This is a genomic window from Cesiribacter andamanensis AMV16, from assembly GCF_000348925.1.
Taxonomy (GTDB): Bacteria; Bacteroidota; Bacteroidia; order Cytophagales; family Cyclobacteriaceae; genus Cesiribacter; species Cesiribacter andamanensis.
Map to the genome: position 1 here is coordinate 22,116 of NZ_AODQ01000024.1, position 23,203 is coordinate 45,318.

At 56.2% G+C, this 23,203-nt stretch carries 17 protein-coding genes; 11 read left to right on the forward strand and 6 right to left on the reverse strand.

What is annotated here, in order from left to right; genetic code table 11:
• Window positions 1-24 precede the first annotated feature (24 nt).
• Both ADICEAN_RS06450 and ADICEAN_RS20990 read left to right on the forward strand, forming a co-directional pair.
• The gene (locus ADICEAN_RS06450; RefSeq protein ID WP_009194756.1) at window positions 25-1,359 is read left to right on the forward strand and encodes a sigma-54-dependent transcriptional regulator; all 1,335 of its coding nucleotides are present in this window, start codon (window positions 25-27) and stop codon (window positions 1,357-1,359) included.
• 42 nt (window positions 1,360-1,401) lie between these two features.
• Window positions 1,402-4,851, forward strand: a complete 3,450-nt coding sequence (locus ADICEAN_RS20990) for a PAS domain-containing hybrid sensor histidine kinase/response regulator (protein WP_009194757.1) — start codon at window positions 1,402-1,404, stop codon at window positions 4,849-4,851.
• A gap of 88 nt (window positions 4,852-4,939) precedes the next feature.
• Here the strand turns inward: ADICEAN_RS20990 and ADICEAN_RS06460 are convergent, their stop codons facing one another.
• The 3 genes from ADICEAN_RS06460 to ADICEAN_RS06470 all read right to left on the reverse strand — a co-directional run bounded on the left by ADICEAN_RS06460 (window position 4,940) and on the right by ADICEAN_RS06470 (window position 9,632).
• A complete protein-coding gene (locus ADICEAN_RS06460) occupies window positions 4,940-7,582 on the reverse strand; it encodes an alpha-L-rhamnosidase-related protein (RefSeq protein ID WP_236612873.1) in 2,643 nt (880 codons plus the stop codon).
• 149 nt (window positions 7,583-7,731) lie between these two features.
• A complete protein-coding gene (locus ADICEAN_RS06465; RefSeq protein WP_009194759.1) occupies window positions 7,732-8,664 on the reverse strand; it encodes a gamma-glutamyl-gamma-aminobutyrate hydrolase family protein in 933 nt (310 codons plus the stop codon).
• Complete coding sequence (locus tag ADICEAN_RS06470; RefSeq protein ID WP_236612874.1) at window positions 8,655-9,632, reverse strand: amidoligase family protein; 978 nt, start codon at window positions 9,630-9,632, stop codon at window positions 8,655-8,657. Before ADICEAN_RS06470 ends, ADICEAN_RS06465 begins: the two co-directional genes overlap by 10 nt.
• A gap of 416 nt (window positions 9,633-10,048) precedes the next feature.
• Here ADICEAN_RS06470 and ADICEAN_RS06475 point away from each other — a divergent pair, with 416 nt between their 5' ends.
• The 6 genes from ADICEAN_RS06475 (at window position 10,049) to ADICEAN_RS06495 (ending at window position 17,023) form a co-directional block, all read left to right on the forward strand.
• Window positions 10,049-10,702: a DNRLRE domain-containing protein gene (locus ADICEAN_RS06475; RefSeq protein ID WP_009194761.1), complete on the forward strand. Its 654-nt coding sequence runs from the start codon at window positions 10,049-10,051 to the stop codon at window positions 10,700-10,702.
• Window positions 10,703-10,869: 167 nt separating this feature from the next.
• Complete coding sequence (locus ADICEAN_RS23520; RefSeq protein WP_009194762.1) at window positions 10,870-11,946, forward strand: M2 family metallopeptidase; 1,077 nt, start codon at window positions 10,870-10,872, stop codon at window positions 11,944-11,946.
• On the forward strand, window positions 11,907-12,689 hold the full coding sequence (locus ADICEAN_RS23525) for a M2 family metallopeptidase (protein WP_009194763.1): 783 nt from the start codon (window positions 11,907-11,909) through the stop codon (window positions 12,687-12,689). Before ADICEAN_RS23520 ends, ADICEAN_RS23525 begins: the two co-directional genes overlap by 40 nt.
• Before the next feature lie 31 nt (window positions 12,690-12,720).
• Window positions 12,721-14,247, forward strand: coding sequence for a M28 family peptidase (locus ADICEAN_RS06485; protein ID WP_009194764.1), 1,527 nt, complete (start codon window positions 12,721-12,723; stop codon window positions 14,245-14,247).
• Window positions 14,248-14,442: 195 nt separating this feature from the next.
• Window positions 14,443-16,284, forward strand: a complete 1,842-nt coding sequence (locus ADICEAN_RS06490; protein ID WP_161622670.1) for a sensor histidine kinase — start codon at window positions 14,443-14,445, stop codon at window positions 16,282-16,284.
• Window positions 16,217-17,023 carry a response regulator gene (locus ADICEAN_RS06495; protein WP_083879687.1) on the forward strand — a complete coding sequence of 269 codons (807 nt, stop codon included), beginning with the start codon at window positions 16,217-16,219 and terminating at the stop codon, window positions 17,021-17,023. Before ADICEAN_RS06490 ends, ADICEAN_RS06495 begins: the two co-directional genes overlap by 68 nt.
• Before the next feature lie 17 nt (window positions 17,024-17,040).
• Here ADICEAN_RS06495 and ADICEAN_RS06500 read toward each other — a convergent pair whose 3' ends face one another.
• Complete coding sequence (locus tag ADICEAN_RS06500; protein ID WP_009194767.1) at window positions 17,041-18,399, reverse strand: sigma-54-dependent transcriptional regulator; 1,359 nt, start codon at window positions 18,397-18,399, stop codon at window positions 17,041-17,043.
• A 205-nt stretch (window positions 18,400-18,604) separates the two neighbouring features.
• The gene (locus ADICEAN_RS06505; protein ID WP_009194768.1) at window positions 18,605-19,234 is read right to left on the reverse strand and encodes a hypothetical protein; all 630 of its coding nucleotides are present in this window, start codon (window positions 19,232-19,234) and stop codon (window positions 18,605-18,607) included.
• Between the two features lie 473 nt (window positions 19,235-19,707).
• On the opposite strand from ADICEAN_RS06505, the gene ADICEAN_RS06510 reads away from it, so the two are divergent.
• Genes ADICEAN_RS06510 through ADICEAN_RS06520 form a run of 3 tightly spaced genes read left to right on the forward strand, consistent with a single transcriptional unit; the run spans window position 19,708 to window position 22,406 of the window.
• Window positions 19,708-21,387, forward strand: a complete 1,680-nt coding sequence (locus ADICEAN_RS06510) for a L,D-transpeptidase family protein (RefSeq protein WP_009194769.1) — start codon at window positions 19,708-19,710, stop codon at window positions 21,385-21,387.
• Window positions 21,388-21,411: 24 nt separating this feature from the next.
• Window positions 21,412-22,221, forward strand: a complete 810-nt coding sequence (locus ADICEAN_RS06515) for a sterol desaturase family protein (RefSeq protein ID WP_009194770.1) — start codon at window positions 21,412-21,414, stop codon at window positions 22,219-22,221.
• Window positions 22,218-22,406, forward strand: coding sequence for a hypothetical protein (locus tag ADICEAN_RS06520; RefSeq protein WP_009194771.1), 189 nt, complete (start codon window positions 22,218-22,220; stop codon window positions 22,404-22,406). The genes ADICEAN_RS06515 and ADICEAN_RS06520 overlap by 4 nt, the downstream gene beginning before the upstream one ends.
• A 9-nt stretch (window positions 22,407-22,415) precedes the next feature.
• Here the strand turns inward: ADICEAN_RS06520 and ADICEAN_RS06525 are convergent, their stop codons facing one another.
• The gene (locus tag ADICEAN_RS06525; RefSeq protein WP_009194772.1) at window positions 22,416-22,793 is read right to left on the reverse strand and encodes a MerC domain-containing protein; all 378 of its coding nucleotides are present in this window, start codon (window positions 22,791-22,793) and stop codon (window positions 22,416-22,418) included.
• Window positions 22,794-23,203 lie beyond the last annotated feature (410 nt).

Genomic DNA, 23,203 nt, shown 5'->3' on the forward strand with positions numbered 1-23,203 from the left:
TGGAAAAATAGTATATTTGGGAATATGCGGATATTTATTGTAGAAGATGACCCCTTTTATGGGGAGCTGCTGGCATACCATCTGTCTCAGAACCCCGATGATGAGCTTCATCGGTTCGAGACCGGCCGGGACTGCCTGAACCATCTCTACATGAACCCCTCCGTTATCTGCCTGGACTATTCCCTGCCCGACCTGAGCGGCGAGGAGGTGCTGCGCAAGATCAAAACGGCCAATCCCGATATCCGGGTGGTGGTGATCTCCGGGCAGGAAAACATACAAACCGCCATTGCCCTGCTCAAACTGGGCGCCACCGACTATATTGTAAAGGACGATGATACCCGGGAGCGGCTCTGGATCTGCCTGAACAACCTGCGCCAGCAGGAGGGCATGCAAAAGACCATCAGCCACCTGCAGGAAGAAGTTGGGCGCAAGTACAGCATTGAAAGTGCCATTATTGGCAACAGCCCCCCCATTCGCAAAACCTTTTCCATCATTGAGAAAGCGGCCGCCAGCAAAATTACTGTCTCCATCAGCGGCGAAACCGGCACCGGCAAGGAGCTGGTGGCCAAGGCCATTCACTACAACTCCCCCCGCCGCAACCGCCCCTTTGTGGCCATCAACATTACGGCCATTCCCAAAGAGCTGATCGAAAGCGAGCTGTTTGGCCATGAGAAGGGCTCTTTTACCGGCGCCGATTTCAAGCGCATTGGCATGTTTGAGGAGGCCAGCGGCGGCACCCTTTTTCTGGACGAAGTAGCCGATATGGACCCCGGCATGCAGGCCAAGCTGCTGCGGGCCCTGCAGGAAATGGAGATCAAGCGGGTGGGCAGCAACAAGCCCATTTCCATAGATGTGCGCCTGATTGTGGCTACGCACAAAAACCTGAATGAAGAGGTGCGGGCCGGCACCTTTCGGGAAGACCTCTACTACCGCCTGCTGGGCCTGCCCATACAGCTACCCCCCCTGCGGGAGCGCTCTACCGACATTATTTTGCTGGCCCGGCATTTTATGAAGGAATACTGCCGGGAAAATCACCGGGAGCAGCTGAAACTAAGCGCCGAGGCACAGCGTAATTTGCTGGCCTATGCCTGGCCGGGGAATGTTCGGGAGCTGAAAGCCGTTATAGAACTGGCCTGTGTGATGGCCGATGGCGATACGCTGGAGAGTGAGCACCTACAGCTGATGCACAACTCGCCGGTGGATGTAATGCTCTCCGAAGACATGACCCTGAAGGAATATACGCACCAGATCATTAAGCGATATCTGGAGAAGTATGACCGAAATGTGGTGCTGGTAGCCAAAAAGCTGGATGTTGGCAAGTCTACCATTTACCGCATGCTGCAGGACAACAGCCTCTAACTACCCGACCACCCCTTATATGCCGCTCTAACCCCCTTTGCCATGACCGACCTAGAACAGCTTACACACGCCCTTGAGCAGGAGCAGCAGGCCCGCCGGGAGGCGGAGCGCCTGGCCGCCCAAACCGCTGCCGAGCTGGCCCGGGTACAGCAGGCGCTGCAACAGGAGATGGCAGAGCAGGCTCGGGAAAATTCCGTATTACGAGAGGACATTTCGGCACACGAGCAGATAGAGGAGCGGCTGCGCAAAAGCGAAGAAGCCCTGCTGGAGGCGCAGGAACTGGGCAATCTGGGCCGCTGGGAGCTTAGTATGGCTGACTTAAGCCTGCAGTGGTCGCCCCAGCTCTTTCGGCAGTTTGGCCTTGATCCGCAGGCTTCCCCGCCGGCCGGGGGTGATTTTTTTTCCTACATCCACCCCGATGATCTTTGCCTGGCCCAGGAGGGCATTCAACAGTCGCTTAGCCAGGGCTATTCCAGCTTTGAGCTGCGCATTGTGCGGCCCGATGGCGCCATTCGGCACCTGCACACCACCGTAAAGGTAGAAAATGGCGCCAGCGGCGAGCCCGAGCGGGTGTTTGGCACTTCGCTTGACGTAACCGAACTACGCCGCACCGAAGACCAGTTGCAGAAGAGCGAAGAACGCTTTACCCTGGCCATGCATGGCATGAATGAAGGCATCTGGGACTGGAACCTGCTTACCAACGAGGTATACCTCTCTCCCCAATGGAAGGCTCTCATTGGCTATCAGGATCATGAGCTGGAAAATACCTTTGAGAACTTTACGGCTCCGGCCCACCCCGAGGACAAGCAACGTATCAAAACCCTGGTGTGGGGAAGTGTTGCTTCCCAGCCCACCAACCTAAGCTACGAGTGTCGGATGAAGCATCGCACTGGCCAGTGGCGGCACGTCATGGTCCGCTGCAGGCTGGTGTATAACCAGCAGGGGGAACTGATACGCCTGGTAGGAGCCAGCTCCGATGTAACCCAGCGTGTACAAGCCGAGCAGAAACTCTTCAGCACAATTGATCAGCTCAAGATCCTGAACAAAATATCACTGAGTTTTAACTCGGTATCGGAAGATTTTGAAAAACCCATTCAGGAAGCGCTGCAGCTTATTGGGCAGCATATAGAGGCCAGCCGGGTTTACATTTTTGAAAACTCTTCCGATGGGGTATTTACCTCTAACACCTTTGAATGGTGCAATACAGGCATTAGCCCGCAGATCGACTATCTGCAGAACATCCCCTATTCGGTTTTGCCGCACTTCCGCAAACAGCTCAAAAAAGAAGGCTTGGTCTACCCCAATGCCGAGGAACTGCCACAGGCGCTCAAAACCCATCTGCTGAAACAATCGAGCCGTTCGCTCATCATCATGCCGCTGTACCTGCAGGATGAACTGGCCGGTTTTGTAGGCCTTGATGACTGCCTGCAGCAGCGCCAGTGGGAAGCCACCGATATTGACCTGCTGGACACCTTCTCTAACCTGCTGGGCAACATCTTTGAGCGGCAGCAGGCCGAATACCGCCTGTTGCAGAGTGAAGAAAAATACCGCTCACTGGTAGATAACCTCAGTGAAGTGATCTTTCAGACCGATGAGAACAACTGCCTGATCTTTCTGAACCCGGCCTGGCAGGAGATTACCGGCTATAGTCCGGAAGAGTGCCTGGGCCAGCCCCTGAGCAGCTACATCCTGGCCCAGGACCGGGCCGAGTTTGTGGCCCTGCGCCAGCTGCTTCATGAGCATAAGATTGACTTCTGCCGGCAGGTGTTGCGCATACGTGTAAAAGGGGGCGGCGTCCGCTACCTGGAGTTTTTTGCGCGCCTGATCGAAAATAAATGGGGGCAGGCTGTCGGCCTTAGCGGTACCCTGGCCGATGTAACCGATCAGCAGCTAACCAACGAAAAGCTCATCAAGGCCCGCGATGGCGCCGAAAAAGCCTCGCAGGCCAAAGCCCAGTTTCTCTCCATCATGAGCCACGAGATCCGCACGCCCCTCAATGCCATGCTGGGCATCTCGCAGCTGCTCATTCGCCAGAAGCCGCGGCCAGACCAGGAAGACAACCTGCGGCTGCTTATCTTCTCAGGCGAGAACCTGCTGTCGCTCATCAATGATATTCTTGATTTTAACAAGATAGAAGCTGGCAAGATTGCCCTGGAGCAAACAGCCTTTGACCTGCACAAGCTGTGCCATGGCCTGCAAAAAGCCCTGAGCCTGAAGGCCGACGAGCGCAATATCAGCCTGCAGCTGCAGATAGAGGAAGGGGTGCCCGCCCGGGTAACCGGCGATGCTACCCGCCTTACCCAGATCCTGAACAACCTGCTGGATAATGCCATAAAATTCACCCCCAAGGGTACGGTTACGCTACGTGTGCAGCTGCAGGAACTACAGGAGCAGGAGGTGCAGCTGGCCTTTTCAGTAAGTGATACCGGCATTGGCATACCAGCCGACTCCCTGGAGCAGATCTTTGATACCTTTACACAGGCCCACCCCAGCAGCAGCACCAAGTACGGCGGCACCGGCCTGGGCCTGGCCATTGTAAAACGCCTGCTGGAGCTGCTGGGCAGTCAGATTACTGTAGAAAGCCAGCAGGGAGAAGGGAGCACCTTTTACTTTGCCCTGCGCTTTGCCCTGCCGGCAGCCGAAGAAGCCATGGAAATACCCTACCTGGCCTTTAAGGAACCCCCAAGCCAGCGCATACAGCAGGCCTCGCTGCTGCTGGTAGAAGATAACCCCCTGAACATGCTGGTGCTGGTGCAGTTTTTTGAAGCCTGGGGAGTAACCCCCGATGTGGCCGACAATGGCCTGCAGGCGCTGGAAAAGCTGCAAAAGCAGCACTATGACCTGGTGCTGATGGACCTGCATATGCCCGAACTGGATGGCATGCAAACGGTAAAACGCATCCGAAAAGACCTGGCCCTTGCAGATCTGCCCGTAATAGCCCTTACGGCCAATGCCCGGCCCGGCATCCGCCAGCAGGTAATTGACGCCGGCATGACCGACTACATCAGCAAACCCTTTGAACCGGAAGATCTGTACCGCAAAGTGCTCAAGTACCTGCCGCAGGCCAAAGCTCCGCTGGCGCCCCCCCCGCTGCCTTTGCCGCTGCCGCAGCCGGCCGAAACAGCTGCCGTGCGCTTTAGCCTCAACAAGCTATACCGGCAAAGCAATAACAACCAGGAGTTTGTAGACCGCATGGTGCGCCTCTTTATCAAGACCTGCGAAGAGCAGCGCATTGCCTTCAAGGATGCCCTGCAGCAGGGCGATGCCCCCCGGGTGCGGGATATAGCCCACAGGCTGAAGCCCAACATCGATCTATTTGAGGTACGCTGCCAGCATAGCAGCATACGCAGGCTGGAGCTCATGGAGCTCAGTGAGCTGCAAACGCCCGAAGGCTGGAGCATGGCCGAGGGACTGGTACATTGCCTGGAAGAAATTACCGGCCAGCTGCAAAAATGGGTAGATGAACAAAGCCCCACTCCCTCGGTGAGCTAAGGTAGCAGGGCTTTTACAAATCGGTAAAGTCGTAAAGGGTGAAGGCCCGTAAGCTAATTCTGCACGGTAGCCTGTCTACTCCCTGCTCCTACAGCCGAATGAGCCGGATCTGATCCAGCATGGCCCGGTTTACCTCTGAGTTCATGTTTTCATTCCAGGGCATAAAGCGCAGCTGCAGCTGGTTTTCGCCCTGCTGCAGCTGCAGCCGAAGCGGGTTGCTGCGCCCCCAGTTAGACCACTCCTCGGTACCCAGCTGAGGCATTACTACCGGCCCGGCATAGGCCTCCCCCACATACAAGCTGCGAATGGCAGCTTTATTATCGGTATTGACCGGGCCACTGCCGTTGCTGAAGCGCACATCCAGCAGGTACTCGCCCGCCTGGGGTACCTGTACCCTAAAGCTGATATGGGTATTCTGCTGGCGGCTGAGCTCTACAAATCCCTTTCCGCTATAGCCTTCATACTGCAGGCTGGCTGCCGGCGCCAGTTGCTCGGCCTCTATCAGCTGCACCCGGGCCGGGTCTACCACCTGCACCGGTTCGCTGAAGAAGGAAGGCCAGCCGGCCTCATCTACGGCCGCCACCATGTATTCGGCATAAGCGGCTAGCCCATTGCCAAGGGGGTACTGCGTATCGGCACTTTCGGCTGCCAGGCTGCCATTTTGCCAGATTTGGTACTGCACAGCTCCCGCTACCGGTTGCCAGCGCAGCGCTTGCTGTGTAAACTGCACCTCAGGCGCCGGCAGCGAAAAATGATTGTCCACTACGGCATAGGGCTTTTGGGGATAGGGGCTGTTGCTCAGGCGGATCAGCACCCGATGCTCGCCCTGCAGATCGGCCGGTATAAAGGGCTCATCCAGCACCCGGCCATCCAGTTCCATTTGCTCAATCTGATTACCCCAGCCGCTGAGCTCCAGCTGCAGCACCGCATTGCGGTAGCGGAAATTCGTAAGGCTGCGCTGCCCCCCGTACACCTCCGGCACACTAGGGCTGAAGCGGATGCCCCCCGGCTCAAACTGCATGCCAAAGAACACCCGGTATACCATGGCCAGGTTGCCGGCTACGCTCCAGAGCTGGCGGTCTGAGTTGATCTCCGTACCGTTAAAATCACCGGTACTGGCAACAAAATTTTCTTTATTGGTCAGGAAGAGGGCTGCAGAGCGGTAGGTGGCTGCCAGGCCATGCAGCAGCGCCTGCTCATTGCCTGCCCGGGCAGCCGCCCAGTTCCAGTAGGCCTGCACAAAGGGCCAGATGCCTTCATTGTGGTAAGGTGGTACATTGGGGATCTGCGGATAAATGGAGGTAGCCCCAAAGGCGGTCATGGGCGTGCGGCTGATCACTTGCTGCACCTGGCCGGCATCGGCCACCCCATAGAGCACCGCCAGCGCTTCGCCCAGGGCCTCGGCCCGTGGCGACAGGGCCAGATAGGCATTGCCGTAGAGGTACTGGCCATAGAAGCCCCGGTCGGGCTGCCAGAGGTGTTTGTTGAGGCCCTGTTTTACGCGCTGGGCCACCTGCTGCCAGCGCTCGGCCGGCTCGCCCAGTAGCTGCGCCATGCGGCCCAGGATCTGGTAGGTCTCGTAATGCACTACATTGGTGCCCAGGGTTTCGCTCAGGTAAATGGGTACCGGGCCCATCCACTGGGGGTAGCTCTGCTTGCGCCAGTCCAGAAAGCTGGACTCTCCCTTAAACAAGCCCGTTTGCTCATTAAAGGCTACCTGCAGATCTTCTTCGGCCGATTTTTTAATAATATCATAGGCCTGCCGCAGCCACTGCTGATCACCGGTTACAGCATACACCTCCCAGGCCGCCAGCGCCCAGGTGGTGCGGTCGGTCGATACGGGCCAGGAGCCTCCCGTGCCTGTATCCTGAATGATGCGCCCATCCTTTACCTTGGCCATCAGGCTATTCTTGGAGATCTGAGGCTCTATGGCCGCCAGCGCCAGCACAATGCTGTAGCTGATATCGCGCGTCCAGACTCCGTTCCATTTTTCGCCGGCCATAAAGGTCTGGTCCGGGCGCACATCAAGCTTCATTTCTTCCAGCGACATGGCATAGAGCGCATCTACCAGCAGCTGGCTGGAGCGGTACTGGGGGTAGGCCGAAATATCTTCGGTCAGCTCCCAGCGATTGGCCGTAAAGTTTTCGGGATTGTAGGGGTTCAGCACCAGGGTGGTTTCATAGATGCCATCGCCATCGGGGTCCTGCAGCTGCATGCCTTCCCGGGAGGGCAGGTTCTCAAAATCCCAGCTCAGGGGCTCGGCATTGCCGGCTACATACACCCCCCTGAAATCGCTCTGGTAGATGCGCTCGCCCCGGTAATCCTGGTAGTAGCCCTGGCGGGCAAAGGCCTCCAGCACCGGGCGCATGTCCAGCCGGATACGGAAACGCACATTCTGCTCCAGAAAATCATCTGCAGGTACCGGCCGGGTATCGGTATAGGTCTGCCCAAAGGTGATCAGCGGACTCACAATCCCCTCATCTCCCTCGGGATAGAGCACCAGAAAATGGTTGACCCCCACGGGCAGCTCGTTGTCTTTGCCATTGAGGCTGAACTTGAAATCAATTCCCCGGCTGAATTGGTCATTGGCCGGGCTCTGGTAGTTAGAGATCAGGGCCGTGGGGCTTAGGGCTGCCGCTTCGTAGAGGTTTTGGGTAACCCGGTCGGCATACACGGCAAAGGTTTCGGACTGATATAAAAGCTGATCAGAAGGGGCTTGGGCTGATTCCATTCCTAATTGGGTACAGGCTGTTAAACCCGCCACTACTGGCAGGCAAAAATGTAACATCTTCATAATGATCAAAAAAGGTAAGGCGGCTAAGCCGCTGCTTAAGATAGCGAAAAATTCGCCTCTCCACCACTTTTGAGCTCTTTTTGCCCCTATTTGGGCCGGTGGCGGGAGGCATGCTCCTGCTCCTCCAGTTCCAGTACGGCCCGGGCTACGGGCTGCGCCAGTGCCTCCTGCATATCGGGCGCTTCAATCTGGGCATGTACCCGGGCGGCCGCCTGCACCAGGGCCGAAAAGATCTGGCGCTGCCGCTGGCGCTGGGGCAGGTATTCGGGATGCCACTGCACCCCCACCACAAAGGGGGCCTCGGGCAGCTCGATACCCTGCACCACCTGGTTGGCCTCCCGGGCGACAATCTGCACCCCCTGGCCGGGTTCTTTTACAGCCTGGTTGTGCAGGGCATTTACCTTGATCTGCCGTACGCCCAGAATATGGCCCAGCTTGCTCCCCTCCCGTATATAGACCCGCTTTACCGGAAACACACTGGAGGGATTGGGCTCCTCACAGTAAAACGCATTGATATCCTGATGCAGGGTGCCCCGAAAATATACATTCAGTAGCTGCGAGCCGCGGCAGATGCCCAGAATGGGCAATCCCTTGCGCACGGCCTGATCGATCAGCTGAAACTCCAGGTGATCTCGCCGGCGATCCAGGCCAAACTGACGCGGGCGGCTCAGCAGCTTGCGCACAAAGAATAAAAAGGGGTAATAGGCCAGGCGGGTTAGGCTTGCCAGGCGCTGCAGCAGGTTTTTGCGCGGGTGGCGCAGGCTGCGGTTCAGGTATTCTTCCAGCACATGCTCCTGCTGGTAGGCATCGGGGTCTACATCGGCCCCGCCGCCAATTACCAGCCCCTGCAGGCCATCGGCCGTGCGGGGGCGGGAAGGGGTAATGCGCACCGGCCTGCCCCCTGCCAGCCGAATGGCCAGGGCGGTAAAGAGCCAGGCCGTAGTTCCCCCCCGATCAGGCCCGGTGATGCCGATGGTAGGAGTGCTTCGGTTAATGGCAATTATTTTTCTTATACCCATTTCTCCGTATGATCGGCCCATTTCTGTTTAAATCCTAATACTACATTTTTGCGCATGCGCAGGTACTCCTGGCTCAGGGAGGCCAGCTTTTGGGGATCTGCCGCCAGATTTTCCACCTTTACCCAGCTGTTCCACACCTTTTCCAGCGACCAGTCGGCCTCTTCCATCTGGCTGTTGGGCAGGCGAAAATGCAGGGTAGGCCGGGGCTTTACCTTGCCAATATCCTCAAAGGTGGCCACCTTTTCCCTGCGCAGCCAGGCAAACAGGGGGTAGAGGTCCAGCGGGCGGTTGCGGTCGGGGTTATCCTGGTGATAATCATCGATCAGCTGATCCAGGCTGGGCTGGTAGCCGGGCTGCAGCAGCTTGTGGGTGTACTCCGTAGGAAAGGGGTCAATGTAGGGAGATATGCGCCGGGCCAGGTCTATTTCCATGCTGCGCAGCATCCAGGGGTAGAGCAGCTGAAAAGCCTGCAGGTAGCGCAGCAGTGTGCCGGGCTCATGATCGGGCATTTCAGGGTTGATATGGGTGGCAAAAGCATTGGTGGGAAAAGCCTTAGTCCCCTTGGCATTATTTTTAAAAAGGGCTTCCCGCAGCGCCTCCAGCTCATGCAGGCGGGTAATGGGCACTGGCGGCGTGCCTATCTCGTAGGGCACCAGCATGCTGGCCATGCTGGCCAGTACGTTTTCTACCTCAATCTCCAGATTGGAATCGCCCAGCTGTATGGTACTGATATCAATGTTTAGCTTTTTGAGGGGCTTCTGATAAGTTTTTTCATGCAGCAGGCGGGCATCAAACATCAGCGTAAAGGTGCCCAGACGGGTATCTTCCACCAGTGCCGAAAAGCGATTTTCCCAGCGAATAGTACCCCCAAAGAGCTGCTGAATAAGCGTGGCTACTTTATCCAGGGGTACATTGCCATACTCCAACTCAAATCCTACCGTGCGCTCCTTCCCCTGGGAAGTATACACACGCTTTGGCATTTCAAACCCCATACGTATCTGCTGACGTGTATAAAATTAACTCAGTAGTATAACGCATCGGCCTGCCAGGTGTTACGGGTCCCAATCCTGGTGCAGATAATGACTGACATGCCCGCAGGGAGCCTGCCTTACCTGACCCGAAGTGTAATTGGCCCGGGCGGATAGCAGCCTGCCGCGCGGCAGCACAGGCCTCCGCCTAGTTTCAGGACGGGGTTGGCCTGCGAGCCTGCCTGATGCTCAGCTACCACAAGGCACTTTTTTTCATGTTTTTATGGCCATAGCCCTGCACCCTTTTGCTTTTGTTGTACATTTGACCGAGATGTGCTGGTTTACAGAAACAGGCATCTCCTGCCTAAACTTATCCTTTATTTTACAACAGATTTGGCAGTGGCGTTTGTATATCGATGAAAGCTACCCTCCCACTTCTGGCCCTGGCGGGCCTTCTCAGCCTATCGGCAGGCATCTGGTACCTGTGGCTACCAAAACTGGAGCGGGTGCAGCGGGTATTGGAGCTACAACCCGATGCTGCCCGCGGTAAGGATGCGGTCATCTGGAACTACCTGCCTGACCAAAGCTACCCCTACCACCCCCAGCTGCTGGCCAGCGCCTGGACCTTTCAGGAGCAGCCCACCATCATGCGCAGCTTGTTTTCCTTTGATCTTTCTGCGCTTGGCAGAGATGCCCGCATTGAAAAGGCCAGCCTGCAGCTGCACCATCATGTAGCCAACCGCAACCCCGGCCACAATGGCCTCAACCAGGCCCTGATCAGCCGCATTATAGAGCCCTGGGAGGAGCAAGACGTTACCTGGAATACCCAGCCGGCCACCACCCCCCTGCACCAGGTAAGCCTGCCGCTGAGCGAGCATGGCGAGCAGGATTATACCGTAGATGTAACTGCCCTGATGCAGGATGCCCTGCAGCATAGCGACCAATCTTTTGGGTTTATGCTACAGCTAAGCAACGAGACCCACTACCGCAGCATGGTGTTTGCCTCCAGCGATGCTGCCGATGCCGGCCTGCGCCCTGCCCTTACCATTACCTACACCACCCGCCAATAGGGCTCTTTTTGGCCGTTGATGGGCAAAAATTTCATTCTCCCCTTTTTTATTTTTACATTATCCCCCAGAAAGCAGCAAATGCCCTTTTAAGCCAGCTGTCCTACATTTTTTGTATGTGCTGCGCCGTTTGCTTTCCCCCATTGTGTTAACCCTATTTTTTTACTGCCATGAAGCATTTCTACCTCCTGCTGGCAAGCTGCCTGCTGCTGGCCTGCTCCCAGCGCCCGGCCGAAACCAGTACCGACGAAAATGAGGCCCAACTGCAGGCCCAGCGCTTTCTCAGCGAGTATACCAGCCAGTACAAAAGCCTCTACTACGCTTCTGCCCAGGCCGAGTGGGCCGCCAATACCCGCATAGTGCCCGGCGATACCACCAATGCCTGGCAGGTGCAGCAGGCCAACGAAGCCCTGGCCCGCTTTACCGGCAGCCAGGAAAATATAGAAGCCGCCCAAACGCTGCTGGAAAACCGCGCCGAGCTGCTCCCCCTGCAGGTAAAACAGCTGGAGGTGATCCTCTACAATGCCGCCAACAACCCGGCTACGGTAGAGGCCCTGGTGAGCGAGCGCATCAAGGCCGAAGCGGCCCAGACCCAGCTGCTTTTTGGCTACGATTTTAAGGTGGATAACCGCTCGGTAAGCACCAACGATATCGATAATATCCTGAAGGGCACCATGAACCTGGACAGCCGCCTGAATGCCTGGACCGCCTCCAAAGAAGTGGGGCGCGACTTGCGGCAGGGCCTGCTGAACCTGCGCCGCCTGCGCAATGAAACCGTACAGGCCCTGGGTTACGACAATTACTTTGCCTACCAGGTTAGCGACTATGGCATGACCACCCAGGAAATGATGGAGCTCAACCGGCAGCTGATCCGCGACATCTGGCCCCTGTACCGGGAACTGCACACCTATGCCCGCTACGAGCTGGCCAGCCGCTATGGCCAGCAGGAAGTGCCCGACATGCTTCCCGCCCACTGGCTGCCCAACCGCTGGGGCCAGGACTGGAGCCCCATGGTGAATGTGGAAGGCCTGGACCTGGGACCGGTGCTGGAGCAAAAAGGACCCGAATGGATCATGCAGCAGGCCGAGCGCTTTTATGTAAGCCTGGGCTTTAACCCCCTGCCGCAGAGCTTCTGGGAAAGAAGCAGCCTATACCCCGCCCCGGCCGATGCCCCCTACAAAAAAACAACCATGCCTCGGCCTGGCATATGGACCTGGAGCAGGATGTACGCTGCCTGCAAAGTGTAATCCCCAACGAAGAGTGGTACGAAACCACCCACCACGAGCTGGGGCATATCTACTACTACATCAGCTATACCAATCCCGAGGTGCCCCCCCTGCTGCGCTCCGGCGCCAACCGGGCCTTTCATGAGGCTGTAGGGAGCATGCTGGGGCTGGCCTCCATGCAGAAGCCCTTTTTGGCCGGCCTGGGCCTTATTGATGCCGGAGTAGAGACCGACCAGACCCAGACCCTGCTGAAAGAAGCCCTGAACTACATTGTGTTTATCCCCTTTGCAGCCGGGGTAATGACCGAGTTTGAGCATGACCTTTATGCCGCCCAGCTATCCGAAAACCAGCTGAACCAGCGCTGGTGGGAGCTTGCCCGTACCTACCAGGGCATGGTACCCCCTGCCGATAGGGGCGAGGAGTATACCGATGCCGCCTCCAAAACCCATATCAATGATGATGCCGCCCAGTACTATGACTATGCCATCAGCTACGCCCTGCTCTTTCAGATGCATGAGCACATTGCCCGGGATATTCTAAAGCAGGACCCGCGCAGCACCAATTACTACGGCAATAAGCAGGTGGGCCAGTTTCTGAAAGACCTGCTCTCGCCGGGCGCTACCCGGGACTGGCGCAGCCTGCTGCGCGAAACCACCGGCGAAGACCTGAGCGCCAAGGCCATGCTCAATTATTTTGAACCCCTGATGCCCTACCTGAAGCAGGTAAATGCCGGCCGCACCTACACCTTACCCGAAACCATTTAAGGGCACCCGCTGCCCAACGCCTACCCCACACATGAAAAACAACCCCCTCTTTCTTATTGGCCTGCTGATGGCCGGCTGTGCTACCGCACCGGTGCAGCAGACCATCACCGAAGCTCCCGCCGCTCCCGTATCCAGCAGCGACCTTATCCGCAGCACCATTGACCAGGCCGAAGTAGAGCGGCACATCCGCTTTCTGGCGGCTGATGAGCTGGCCGGGCGTGATGTAGGCACTCCCGGACTGGAGGTAGCCGCCCGTTATATGGCAGAATACTTCCGCTCGTATGGTCTGCAGCCCCTACCGGGGCTGGAGGGCTATTTTCAGCAGGTGCCTTTCCGGCAAACAAAATCACCGCAGCAAGGCCAGCTTACCATCGGCACCCAGCGTTTTGCCCTCAATGAAGGTTTCCTGATGCGGGATGGAGCCAATGGTCCGCTGCAGCAGGGGCCTGTGCTGCTGCTTGATTATGGCACCGAGGCCGAGCTGAAAGCCGATCAGGTAAAAGGAAAATGGGTGCTGGCCCGGGCCGGCAAAAGCCCCCAATCTACCTCAAGGGAAGTATTTTTTGCCAGTTTTGAAAAGCAGAAGCAGCTGCAGGAAATGGGCGCTCTGGGCCTGATAGAACTCTACACAAGCACACAGCTGCCCTGGGACCAGATGAGCCGCTACCTCACAGGCACTCAGCTGCAGCCCCTTGCCGATAGAGCCGCCCTGGGTCCCGCAGGCCTCCCGATCTTCTGGGTTAATGATGCCTCCGGCAACCTGATGGAACGCCTGCGCAAGAGCAAACAGCCAACTGTAAGCGGAACCATCAGTGGCCGGAGCGATCGGGCCATCAACAGCCCCAATGTAGTGGCTCTAATAGAAGGGACCGATCCTGAGCTAAAACAGGAATATGTGTTACTCTCAGCCCATTACGACCATGTGGGCATAGGCCAGCCCATAGAGGGCGACAGCATTTACAACGGCGCCCGGGACAATGCCATTGGCACCACCGCCCTGATGATGGCCGCCCGCTATTTTGCCCAGAATCCCCCTAAACGCTCCGTTATCATTGCCGCCTGGACGGCCGAAGAAAAAGGCCTGCTGGGTAGCCGCTGGTTTGTAGAGCACCCCCCTGTACCCCTGCGGCAGATCGTGTACAACCTGAACATAGATGGAGCCGGCTACAACGACACTACCAAAGTTACCGTCATAGGCCTGGAGCGTACCGAAGCTGAAGACGATCTGATGGCCGCCGCCCAGGCTTTTGGGCTGGAAGCCATTAAGGACCCAGTTCCGCAGATGAATCTGTTTGACCGTTCCGATAATGTGCATTTTGCCAAGGCCGGCATCCCTGCCCCAACCTTTTCGCAGGGGCTTACGGCCTTTGATGCAGAAGTTTCGAAGTACTATCACCAGCCGGCCGATGAAGCCGAAACCATTAATTACCAGTATGTAAGCCGCTACACCCGGGCCTTTGTACTGGCCGCCGAAAAAGTGGCCAATAGCCAACAGGCCCCCTTCTGGCGCAGTGGCGATAAGTATGAGCAGGCCGGAAAAGCCCTGTATGGCCGCTAAGGGGTAGCCCGCACAAATCAGCAGAGGGCGGCGTAGGGCTGCCCTCTTTTTTCCCTAACAGCCGCCGCTGGTTGCCTGTTAAGGGCATAGGCAGCAGCCTTGTGCTGCCCCGGTGAATGTTTTTACCTCTTTTTCCGTTACAGAAAAAAATCATTGGCTATTCTGCGCAGATTAACGAACTCGACCAAGATAAAGGTGTTTGTCGCCTTTGGCCTGCTGACGGTTGGCCTGGTGGTGGCCCTGTATTTTGCCATTACCAGCTTCCGGCAAATTTCCGACTCGGCCGAAATGCTGGCAGAGCCCAATCCGCGGCCTGCCCACCTGAGCCACCTGCTTACCAGCCTGGCCGAAGCCGAAAGCCACCTGCGGGCCTATTCGCTTAGCCAGAACGAGAGTTTTTTATCCAGCTACGAAAAGAATACCAACGAGATCCTGCATCAGTTTGACACCCTGCAATACCTAACCCAGGGCGAGCGGGGCAAGCGCCAGCTGGATACCCTCTATACCCTTATCACCAACAAAATTGCCGGCCTCAACGAGTTCATGGAGCTAAAGGCCCAACTGGACCAGCAAACCTTTACCGATAAGGCCCTCAAGCGGCTGGACCAAACCACCTCCAGCCCCATTCGGGTAAACAAGGCCCTGCAAAAAACCGAGACCGAGGTACGCCGGGACCTGCCCCCTGCCCCCCATGTGCGCATGGAACCCGTAGAGCGCAAGGGCTTTCTGAACAAGCTCTTTGGCAAGGACAAAAAATCACCTGTGATCACTACGCCAGATAGCAGCCTGGTAGCCACAACCCGGGAGGTATTTGTAGATACCGTAGTGCTGACCCAGCCCGTGGCCGACTCGCTGGTAAGCGACATGCGCAAGATTCTGCGCGAACTACAGCAGGAAGAAAGCAGCAACCGCCGGCAACTTAGCCAGCAGGAGCTTACCCTACTGGCAAATGACCAGGAGATCATGGAGCAGATCAGGCGCATGATTCGCCTGATGGAGCAGGAAGAAGCCGCCGTAACCACCGGCCGTATCTTAAAAGCGCGTCGCATGGTAGATGATGCCTCGCTCATCATATTTCTGATCAGCTGTACCGGCCTGCTCACCAGCTTTATCTTTGTATTGCTGATCATCCGCGATATCAGCCGCAGCAATTTCTATAAGCTCCAGCTCGAAAAAGCCCGCCACAAGGCCGAGAAGCTCCGTCATGTAAAGGAGCAGTTCCTGGCCAACATGAGTCACGAGATCCGCACCCCCCTCAATGCCATTGTGGGCTTTTCAGAACAGCTGCAGCAGCAAGACCTGAAGCCCCAGCAAAAGGAACAGATCGATGCCATCCGTTTCTCGTCTGATTTTCTGCTCTCCACCGTCAATGACATTCTGGACATGAGCAAGATAGAGGCCGGGCAGGTACGATTTGAGAAGGTGGATTTTGACCTGCTGGACATTCTGCACCACACGGCCAGCCTGCTGGAGGGGCGCGCCGAGGCCAAATCCCTGCACTTCAGCACCGATTTCCCCATTGCCCCGGCCTACCTGAAGGGCGACCCCTTCCGGCTGCAGCAGATCTTGTATAACCTGATGGGGAATGCCATTAAATTTACCGATGCCGGCGAGGTAAAAATGCGCTGCCGGGTGCGCGACAATGGCTTTGGCAAGTACCTGGTAGACCTTACCGTACTTGACTCGGGCATTGGCATTCCGGCCGATAAGGTCAACAGCATCTTTGACAGCTTTACCCAGGCCGATGCCTCCATTACCCGCCGCTATGGGGGCAGTGGCCTGGGGCTGGCCATTACCAAAAAGCTGGTACAGCTGCAGGGCGGCGAGATCAGCGTTCGGACCCGCGAAGGCCGGGGCACCGTATTCTACATCACCATCCCCTACCAAAAGGGCAAGCCGGTTGAGAAGCAGCAGAGCCGTCCGGTGCATGTGCCCCAGCAGTGGCAGCACAAACGGGTGCTGGTGGTAGATGATGATTCGCTCAACGTACTGCTGCTGCAGACCATCCTGCGCAAATGGAAAAATCCCAACCGATAATGCGGCCAGCGGCCAGGATGCCCTGGACAAGCTACGCCTGAAAAAATACCAATTGGTGCTTACCGACATGAACATGCCGGGCATGAGCGGCCTGCAGCTGCTGGGGCAGATCCGGCAGCTGGAGGGCGAAAATCAGCAGATTCCCGTTATAGCCGTTACAGCCAATGCCATGAAGGCCGACCTGGACCGATATGTAGCCGAAGGCATGACCGCCTGCCTGCTAAAACCCTTTAAAGAAGAAGAGCTGCTGCAGCTGATGGGCAGTGTGTGGGAAGCCGACACCGACCAGGAGTCCGCCGCCCCAAGCCCGGAAAAAGCCCCTCTGCGGAGCCCCCTGCCTCCCCAGCGGGAGGCCATGCCCCTGAAAGGGCCCAAGGCCGCACCTGCCCTCAATGGCTATAGCCTGCAGGTATATGAGCAGTATGCCGCTGGTGATCCCGCCGCCCTGCGCCTGATGCTGGAAACCTTTCTGAGTAGTGGACGCCAGCACGTGCAGCTGCTGGAGCAGTACCTGCAGCAGCAAAACTGGCAGGAGCTTCGGGAGCTGGCACACAAGATGTACCCCTCCTTTAAACAGTTGAAGGCCGAAAAAGCCGCCCTGCTCCTGCGCAGGCTGGAAACTGAGGCAAGCGCCACGGCCCCCTGCAGCGACTGGATAGCCGCCCTGCAGCAGGAAATTGTGCTGGTAACGGCCTTTGTGGCAGAGGCGCTGAAAGAGGCTGAGCCCAGCACCAACTGAGTGCCAGGCTCATCAGCCTAGGCTTCCATGCCGTACAGCTTTAGCTTGTTATAGAGGGTTTTGCGGTCGATGTTCAGCAGGCGGGCGGCTTTGGACTTGTTGAAATTAGCCTGTTGCAGCGCTCGACGTATCATTTCCCGCTCGTTTTGTTCGGCAATGGCCTTAAGATCTACCGTAGGGCTGCCAGAGGGGGTACTGCTTACGGCCTGGCGCTGCTGCGGCACCTGGGCTACCCGCACCAGTTCTTCGGGCAGCTGGTCCAGCGTAATGCGTCCGTTGCGGGCCAGCAGTACGGCACGCTTCACAATATTCTTTAATTCCCGCAGGTTGCCCGGCCAGCTGTAGTTCTGAAACAGGGCAATCACCTCGGTATCGAAACCAGTTATTTCCTTTTCCAGCTCCCGGTTGGCACTTTTTAAGAAGTGGCGGGCAAAAAGCTCAATGTCTTCGGTACGCTCCCGCAGGGCCGGAGCGCCTATGGCAAACTCGTTTAGCCGGTGGTAAAGATCTTCCCGAAAACGCCCGTCTTCTACTGCCTGCAGCAGGTGTTCGTTGGTGGCGGCAATAATGCGCACATCCACCTCCTGATCGGTATTGCTGCCCAGCTGGCGCACGGTGCGCTCCTGCAGGGCCCGCAGCAGCTTTACCTGCACCTCATAGGGCAGGTTGCCAACTTCATCCAGAAAAAGCGTGCCCGTATGGGCCTCCTGAAACTGCCCCTTTTTATCGGCATAGGCGCCCGTAAAGGAGCCCTTCAGGTGGCCAAACAGTTCGCTGGCGGCCAGGTCTTTGGTAAGGGTACCGCAATCTACCGCTACAAAGGGGCGCTGGCTGCGCTTGCTTTGCAGATGGATCATCTTGGCAATGTATTCCTTGCCGGTACCGCTTTCGCCCTGTATGAGCACCGACATGCGGGTAGGACCCACCAGCTCAATAAACTCCCGGATGCGATCGGCGGCATCGGACTGGCCCTGCACAAACTCCAGCTCATCACCGGCTGGGGCGGCATCTTCCCGGGCATTCTTCAGGGCGGCCTGTATGGTCATCAGGATCTCATCCGGATTTACAGGCTTGGTCACATATTCATAAGCCCCCAGCTTAATGGCGCGCACGGCTGTTTTCACATCGCCAAAGCTGGTCATGAGAATTACCGGGGTAGTGGGATGCAGGCGGCGGGATTCGCCCAGCAGCTCTATGCCATCATGGTCGGGCAGTCGCAGGTCGGTCAGCAGAATATCAAAAGCGCCTTCGCGGATTTGCTTAATGCCTTCTTTTCCGGTAGAGGCCTCTGTTACGGCAAATTTATTTTTATTCAAAAAGGTCCGCAGCATCAGGCGGAACATGGGGTCATCGTCGACAACGAGAATGTGGCTCATTCTAGGCAAAAAAAGTCGTTAATTGATCAAGGTACAAAATTAGGCAGAAAATAAAAAAACGGGGCACAAATCCTGTGCCCCGTTGCTTCTGGTCGAAAATACGTAGGTTAAAAAATTTCGATTACCTGTAAAAAATAGGGGGGTGAGCCCTCAGGTGCCGACATTGAGCGATCTGCGATTTGCTCTTTACCAGACAAGGGGCTGATTAATAATCAGCTTTGTCTTTTTTATGCTTGTTGATTTCTATTTCACTTTGCTCAGTACGAGAAAGCAGGTTGCCTTGCTCATCGAAGCGCACTACGATGCCGGGTACTTTTACACCAGCTTCGCCTTCGGTCAGTTCACCGTCTTCTACGGCATCTTCGATCTCGTCATTGATATCTTCTTTGGCTTCCTTAGCCTCGTCCTTTACATCTTCTGGGATCAGGACAATCTCATACTGCACACCACTCTCGGTAGTCAGCTCGCCTTCAGTAGCAGGTACGGTGGCTTCACCCTCTGTACCAACCTGGCCTTCGGTAGCTACTTCACCTTCTACACCTTCGGTATTCGACAGACGCTGAATAGCGTTGCCGTCCAGTACAGTTACAGAAGCAATTTTCCAGTCTTCAAACTCATCGGCTTCCAGTTTTTCCAGGATAGCGGCAGGAAGCTGCTCTTTTTGGATCACACGGCGGCCCATCATGGCGTCCTCTTCGGACTCATTAGACATTCTATCTATAGTAACACCCTGCTGGGTTTCAGTGGTTTTTTTCTCTTCAACAGGAGTAGTCTGGGCAAATGCCACACAGGTTCCAAAAGCAACTGCAACAAATGTTAATGCTGTCTTTTTCATATTGGTTTTACTTAAAAAAAATGGGTTCAAAAATTAACTGAACATTGCTGTTCTATGCAGACAATAGGAAAAGACCGTGCCAAAAGGATAAAAACCTGAAAACAGGGCTGAATAGGCCCTAAACGCATTTTTTTCATTTACGCACGCAATTCTTACATGTAGAAATCTTCTACAGATGGGGAAAAAATCTGCTGAAAAGTGTGGAATTTCCCGCAGACCTTCTACACCCCATGCCCAGATTGCTTTGTACAGCGAGGCAGTTAGCCCTCTCCTCTTCAGCTACGCCTCCCCAGCCCGGCAGGGCAAAAAGGTGTTTTCCTTCTAAAAACCCATGATTTGCTTTATAACCTGCCCCCCAGGGCTGCGTAGACCAGAATAACTATCCCGCAGTCTATTAACCTGTAGCCCGGAGCTGACCAGCTACTACAGTACAGCCCGGCCCGGCAGCTTATAGGCAGATTTTGGAATTAATTATGAAGAAACAGTTTAAATCCTACACCATCCTTTTAGCCCTGATCTCCCTGCTGATGGCCTGTACCGACCAGCGCAAAACCGAAGAGCAGAGCGGAGAAAGAAGCACAGATCAAACGGAGACCCCCAAGCCGGTGCAACAGCAATTTGCCTACGCTCCCGAGCAGGCCAGCCAGCACATCCGCCAGTGGCTGGACTCAAGCGGGCTGGCGATTGACCTGCCAAAAATTGAGGAAGGGGCCGTTGCCCAAGATCTGCACATCTTTTACAGCGAGCGAAATTTTCAGCCGGCCTGGACTCCTGAGCGAGCTGATGAACTGGTTACGCGTATAGAAAACATACAGCAGGAAGGCCTCAACCCCAATTCGTACCCCCTTGACTCCCTGCGCCTGCTTGTTCGCCAGGCCTCCGACCAAGAAAATCCTAAAACAGGGGCGCAGCTGGACATACTGCTGTCGGCCACCTACCTGAAGCTGGCCGATGTGATTGCGACCGGCAAGGTAAAACCCGGTGACTTTTTTAATTCCTGGCACATCAAACCCCTGGAACCGGATACCCTTTACACCCATCTGCAGGATGCCGTTGCCGGCCATGTAGATGCTTCGCTGGACTATTTCCGTCCGCAGTTTGATCAGTATGAAAAGCTGCAGCACTACCTGAACCGCTATACCCGCCTGGTGAATGAAGGGGGCTGGCCCCGCATAGATGAGGGCAATGCACTGGCCCCCGGCGACTCCAGCCAGCGGCTGGTAGCCATTCGCCAGCGCCTGCACCTGACCGGCGACCTGGAAACGGCCCCCGCACAGGGAAAAAGCAGCACCTACTACGATGCTGCCCTGGAAAATGCCGTAAACCGCTACCAGGCCAGAAACGGCCTGCCGGTGCAGCCCGAGATCACCAGCCAGATGATTGCGGCCATGAATGTGCCTGCCGAAGAGCGTCTGCAACAGCTCATGCTAAACCTGGACCGTATTCGCTGGTTTGCCTCCGGCGAAATGGACAAGACCTATGTGCTGGTAAACATCCCCGAATACCGCCTGCGGGTGTATGAGGGGGGACGGGAAATAAAGAAGATGAAAGTGGTAGTGGGCAAGCAGATGAACGCTACCCCTATTTTTAGCGACCAGATTGATCATGTTGTATTTTCTCCCTACTGGAATGTGCCCACCAGCATTGCCACGGAAGAGATTATCCCCAAAGCCAGAAACAACCCCTCCTACCTGGAGCGAAACAAGTATGAGCTCCTGAATGCTGGCGGCAAGCCTGTGGTTCCCTCCCGGCAGGCCCTTGAAAATTTTGATGAGTACCGCATACGCCAGAAGCCCGGACCCTGGAATGCGTTGGGAAGCGTAAAATTCATGTTCCCCAATGATTTTGCCATTTACCTGCATGATACCCCCCAGGAGCATCTGTTTGAGCGCTCCGAGCGGGCCTTTAGCCATGGCTGTATCCGAATTGAGGAGCCGGACTGGATGGCCGACTGGCTGCTGCCGCAGCTGAATCGCCAACAGGTACGCAGCAAATTAGAGGGAGGCAGGCGGGAGGTAGTGCAGCTAAAGAACAAAGTACCGGTCTATATCTTTTATCTCACTGCTTTTGAGGATACTGAGGGCCGGTTAAACTTTCGGGAAGATCTCTATCAGCTGGACGAACGCCTGAAAGAGCAGTTTAACATCCTATAACCTTCTTCTAAACCTCTTATCCCCATGACGGGCACCATCTCCCAGCTGATCAGAAACGTGTATGACCTCAGGGGCACGCCCCTCATTGCCCTTACCATTGGGGTGCTCTTTGTGCTTGAAAAGCGCTATGCCCTGCGCCGGCAGCAGCTCCCGCTCCTGAAGCGATTAAGTACCAATGCCGCCGTGGTAAGCACAGCCATGCCGGTGCTGCGTCTGGCCCTGATCCCGGCCATGGTAAGGGCGGCCCGGCTGGGCGAGCAAAAAAGGCTGGGCGTGCTGCGCCTGCTGCCCCTGCCCCCTGCGGCCACTACCCTGCTGGCCTTTCTGGCCCTGGACTGGGGCAATTACCTCTGGCATTGGGCTAACCACCGCTGGCCGCTGCTCTGGCGCTTCCACCAGGTGCACCATGCTGATCTGGACATGGATGTTTCTACCGCTTTGCGCTTTCATATAGGGGAGCTGCTGGCCTCTGTGCCGGGCAAGGGGGCCTGGGTGCTGCTGATAGGGGCCTCTCCCCGGGCCACCCTGCTGTACGAAGTTGCTTTTGAAGCCGCTAACTGCTTTCATCATAGTAACCTGCGCCTGCCCGAACAAACGGACAGGTCGCTGGCCAGACTGTTTGTGACCCCACGCATGCATGGCATTCATCACTCGGTGGTAGAGCAGGAAACCAACAGCAATTACTCGGTGATCTTTACCCTTTGGGACCGCCTCCATGGCAGTCTGCGGCTGGATGTACCCCAGGAACGTATTACCATAGGCCTGCCCTATGTGCGCCAGCACCTTTCAGCCCCTAGCCTGCTTAGCATGCCCTTTTCTCCCACCCCCCAATGAGACACTACACCTACCTGGGCGACCGGCTTACCGACCCGGCGCTAAAAGGAAAAGCCTGCACCGCCGTAGAGCGACCCGATGGCAAATGCATCAGGGGCCGCAACGGCACCATGCTGGTGCAGTTTGAAGGGGGAAGAAAAGCCACTGTGATCGGCCGCCTGCTGCGAAAAAAGCCAACGGACTAGTGCTACTGGTTACTTTCTATGCGTATAGTACCAGTTTAGGTAATGGCCCAGCGATACCAGCAAAGCCCCACTGCTGGTAGCCAGAATTTCTGCCCCCTGGGGCAGGGCAGTAGTGATACCAAGCAGGATAATGCTGAAACCTGCCAGCATAGCAAGCAGTACCCGCTTGCGCTTATGTTTTCCAAAGCCGCTGGAAAGCGCCGCCAAAGACAGACCAAAGCTAGCCCCGATCATTAAAAATTCAGCCGCTGGCGTGTGCAGAAGCGGAAGAGAAGCATGGGGCAGGGCCAGCAGCAGCAGCGGAAGAAACGCACAATGCAGTGCACAGACAATGGAGGCAAAAAATCCGGCCGAATCCAGATGAAGTGAAAAAAAACGATCCCGCATATTCCTGCTATTACAGTGTTTTATCAAAGATAGGGAATCGTTTCTTATACTCGCAACAATGTTGCATAATTAGTTTTGCCTGGCTTGCCAAGGGCAGTCTCTGCCTGTTGCAGGTTACCAGCGTGGGTCGCCCAGCGTGGGTCGCCCAGCGTGGGGCCGTTCCGAACCTGTGACAATTATGTTGGCGTTCTCCGTCCTCCCGCATACGTCAGGACCGTAGCTACATGACATGCAAGCGCGCCAGTTTACGGGGCACTTTATTCAACCTTAGAAAAAAATAAACCCCCAACTACAGTGTAATTGAGGGCTTTAGACACTCTTCTGGTGGAGCCGCCGGGAGTCGAACCGCGCGGCGGCCGCCCGGGTCCAGATAAGAAAGATGTAGCGCTTTTCTACATATTTATTTTTGC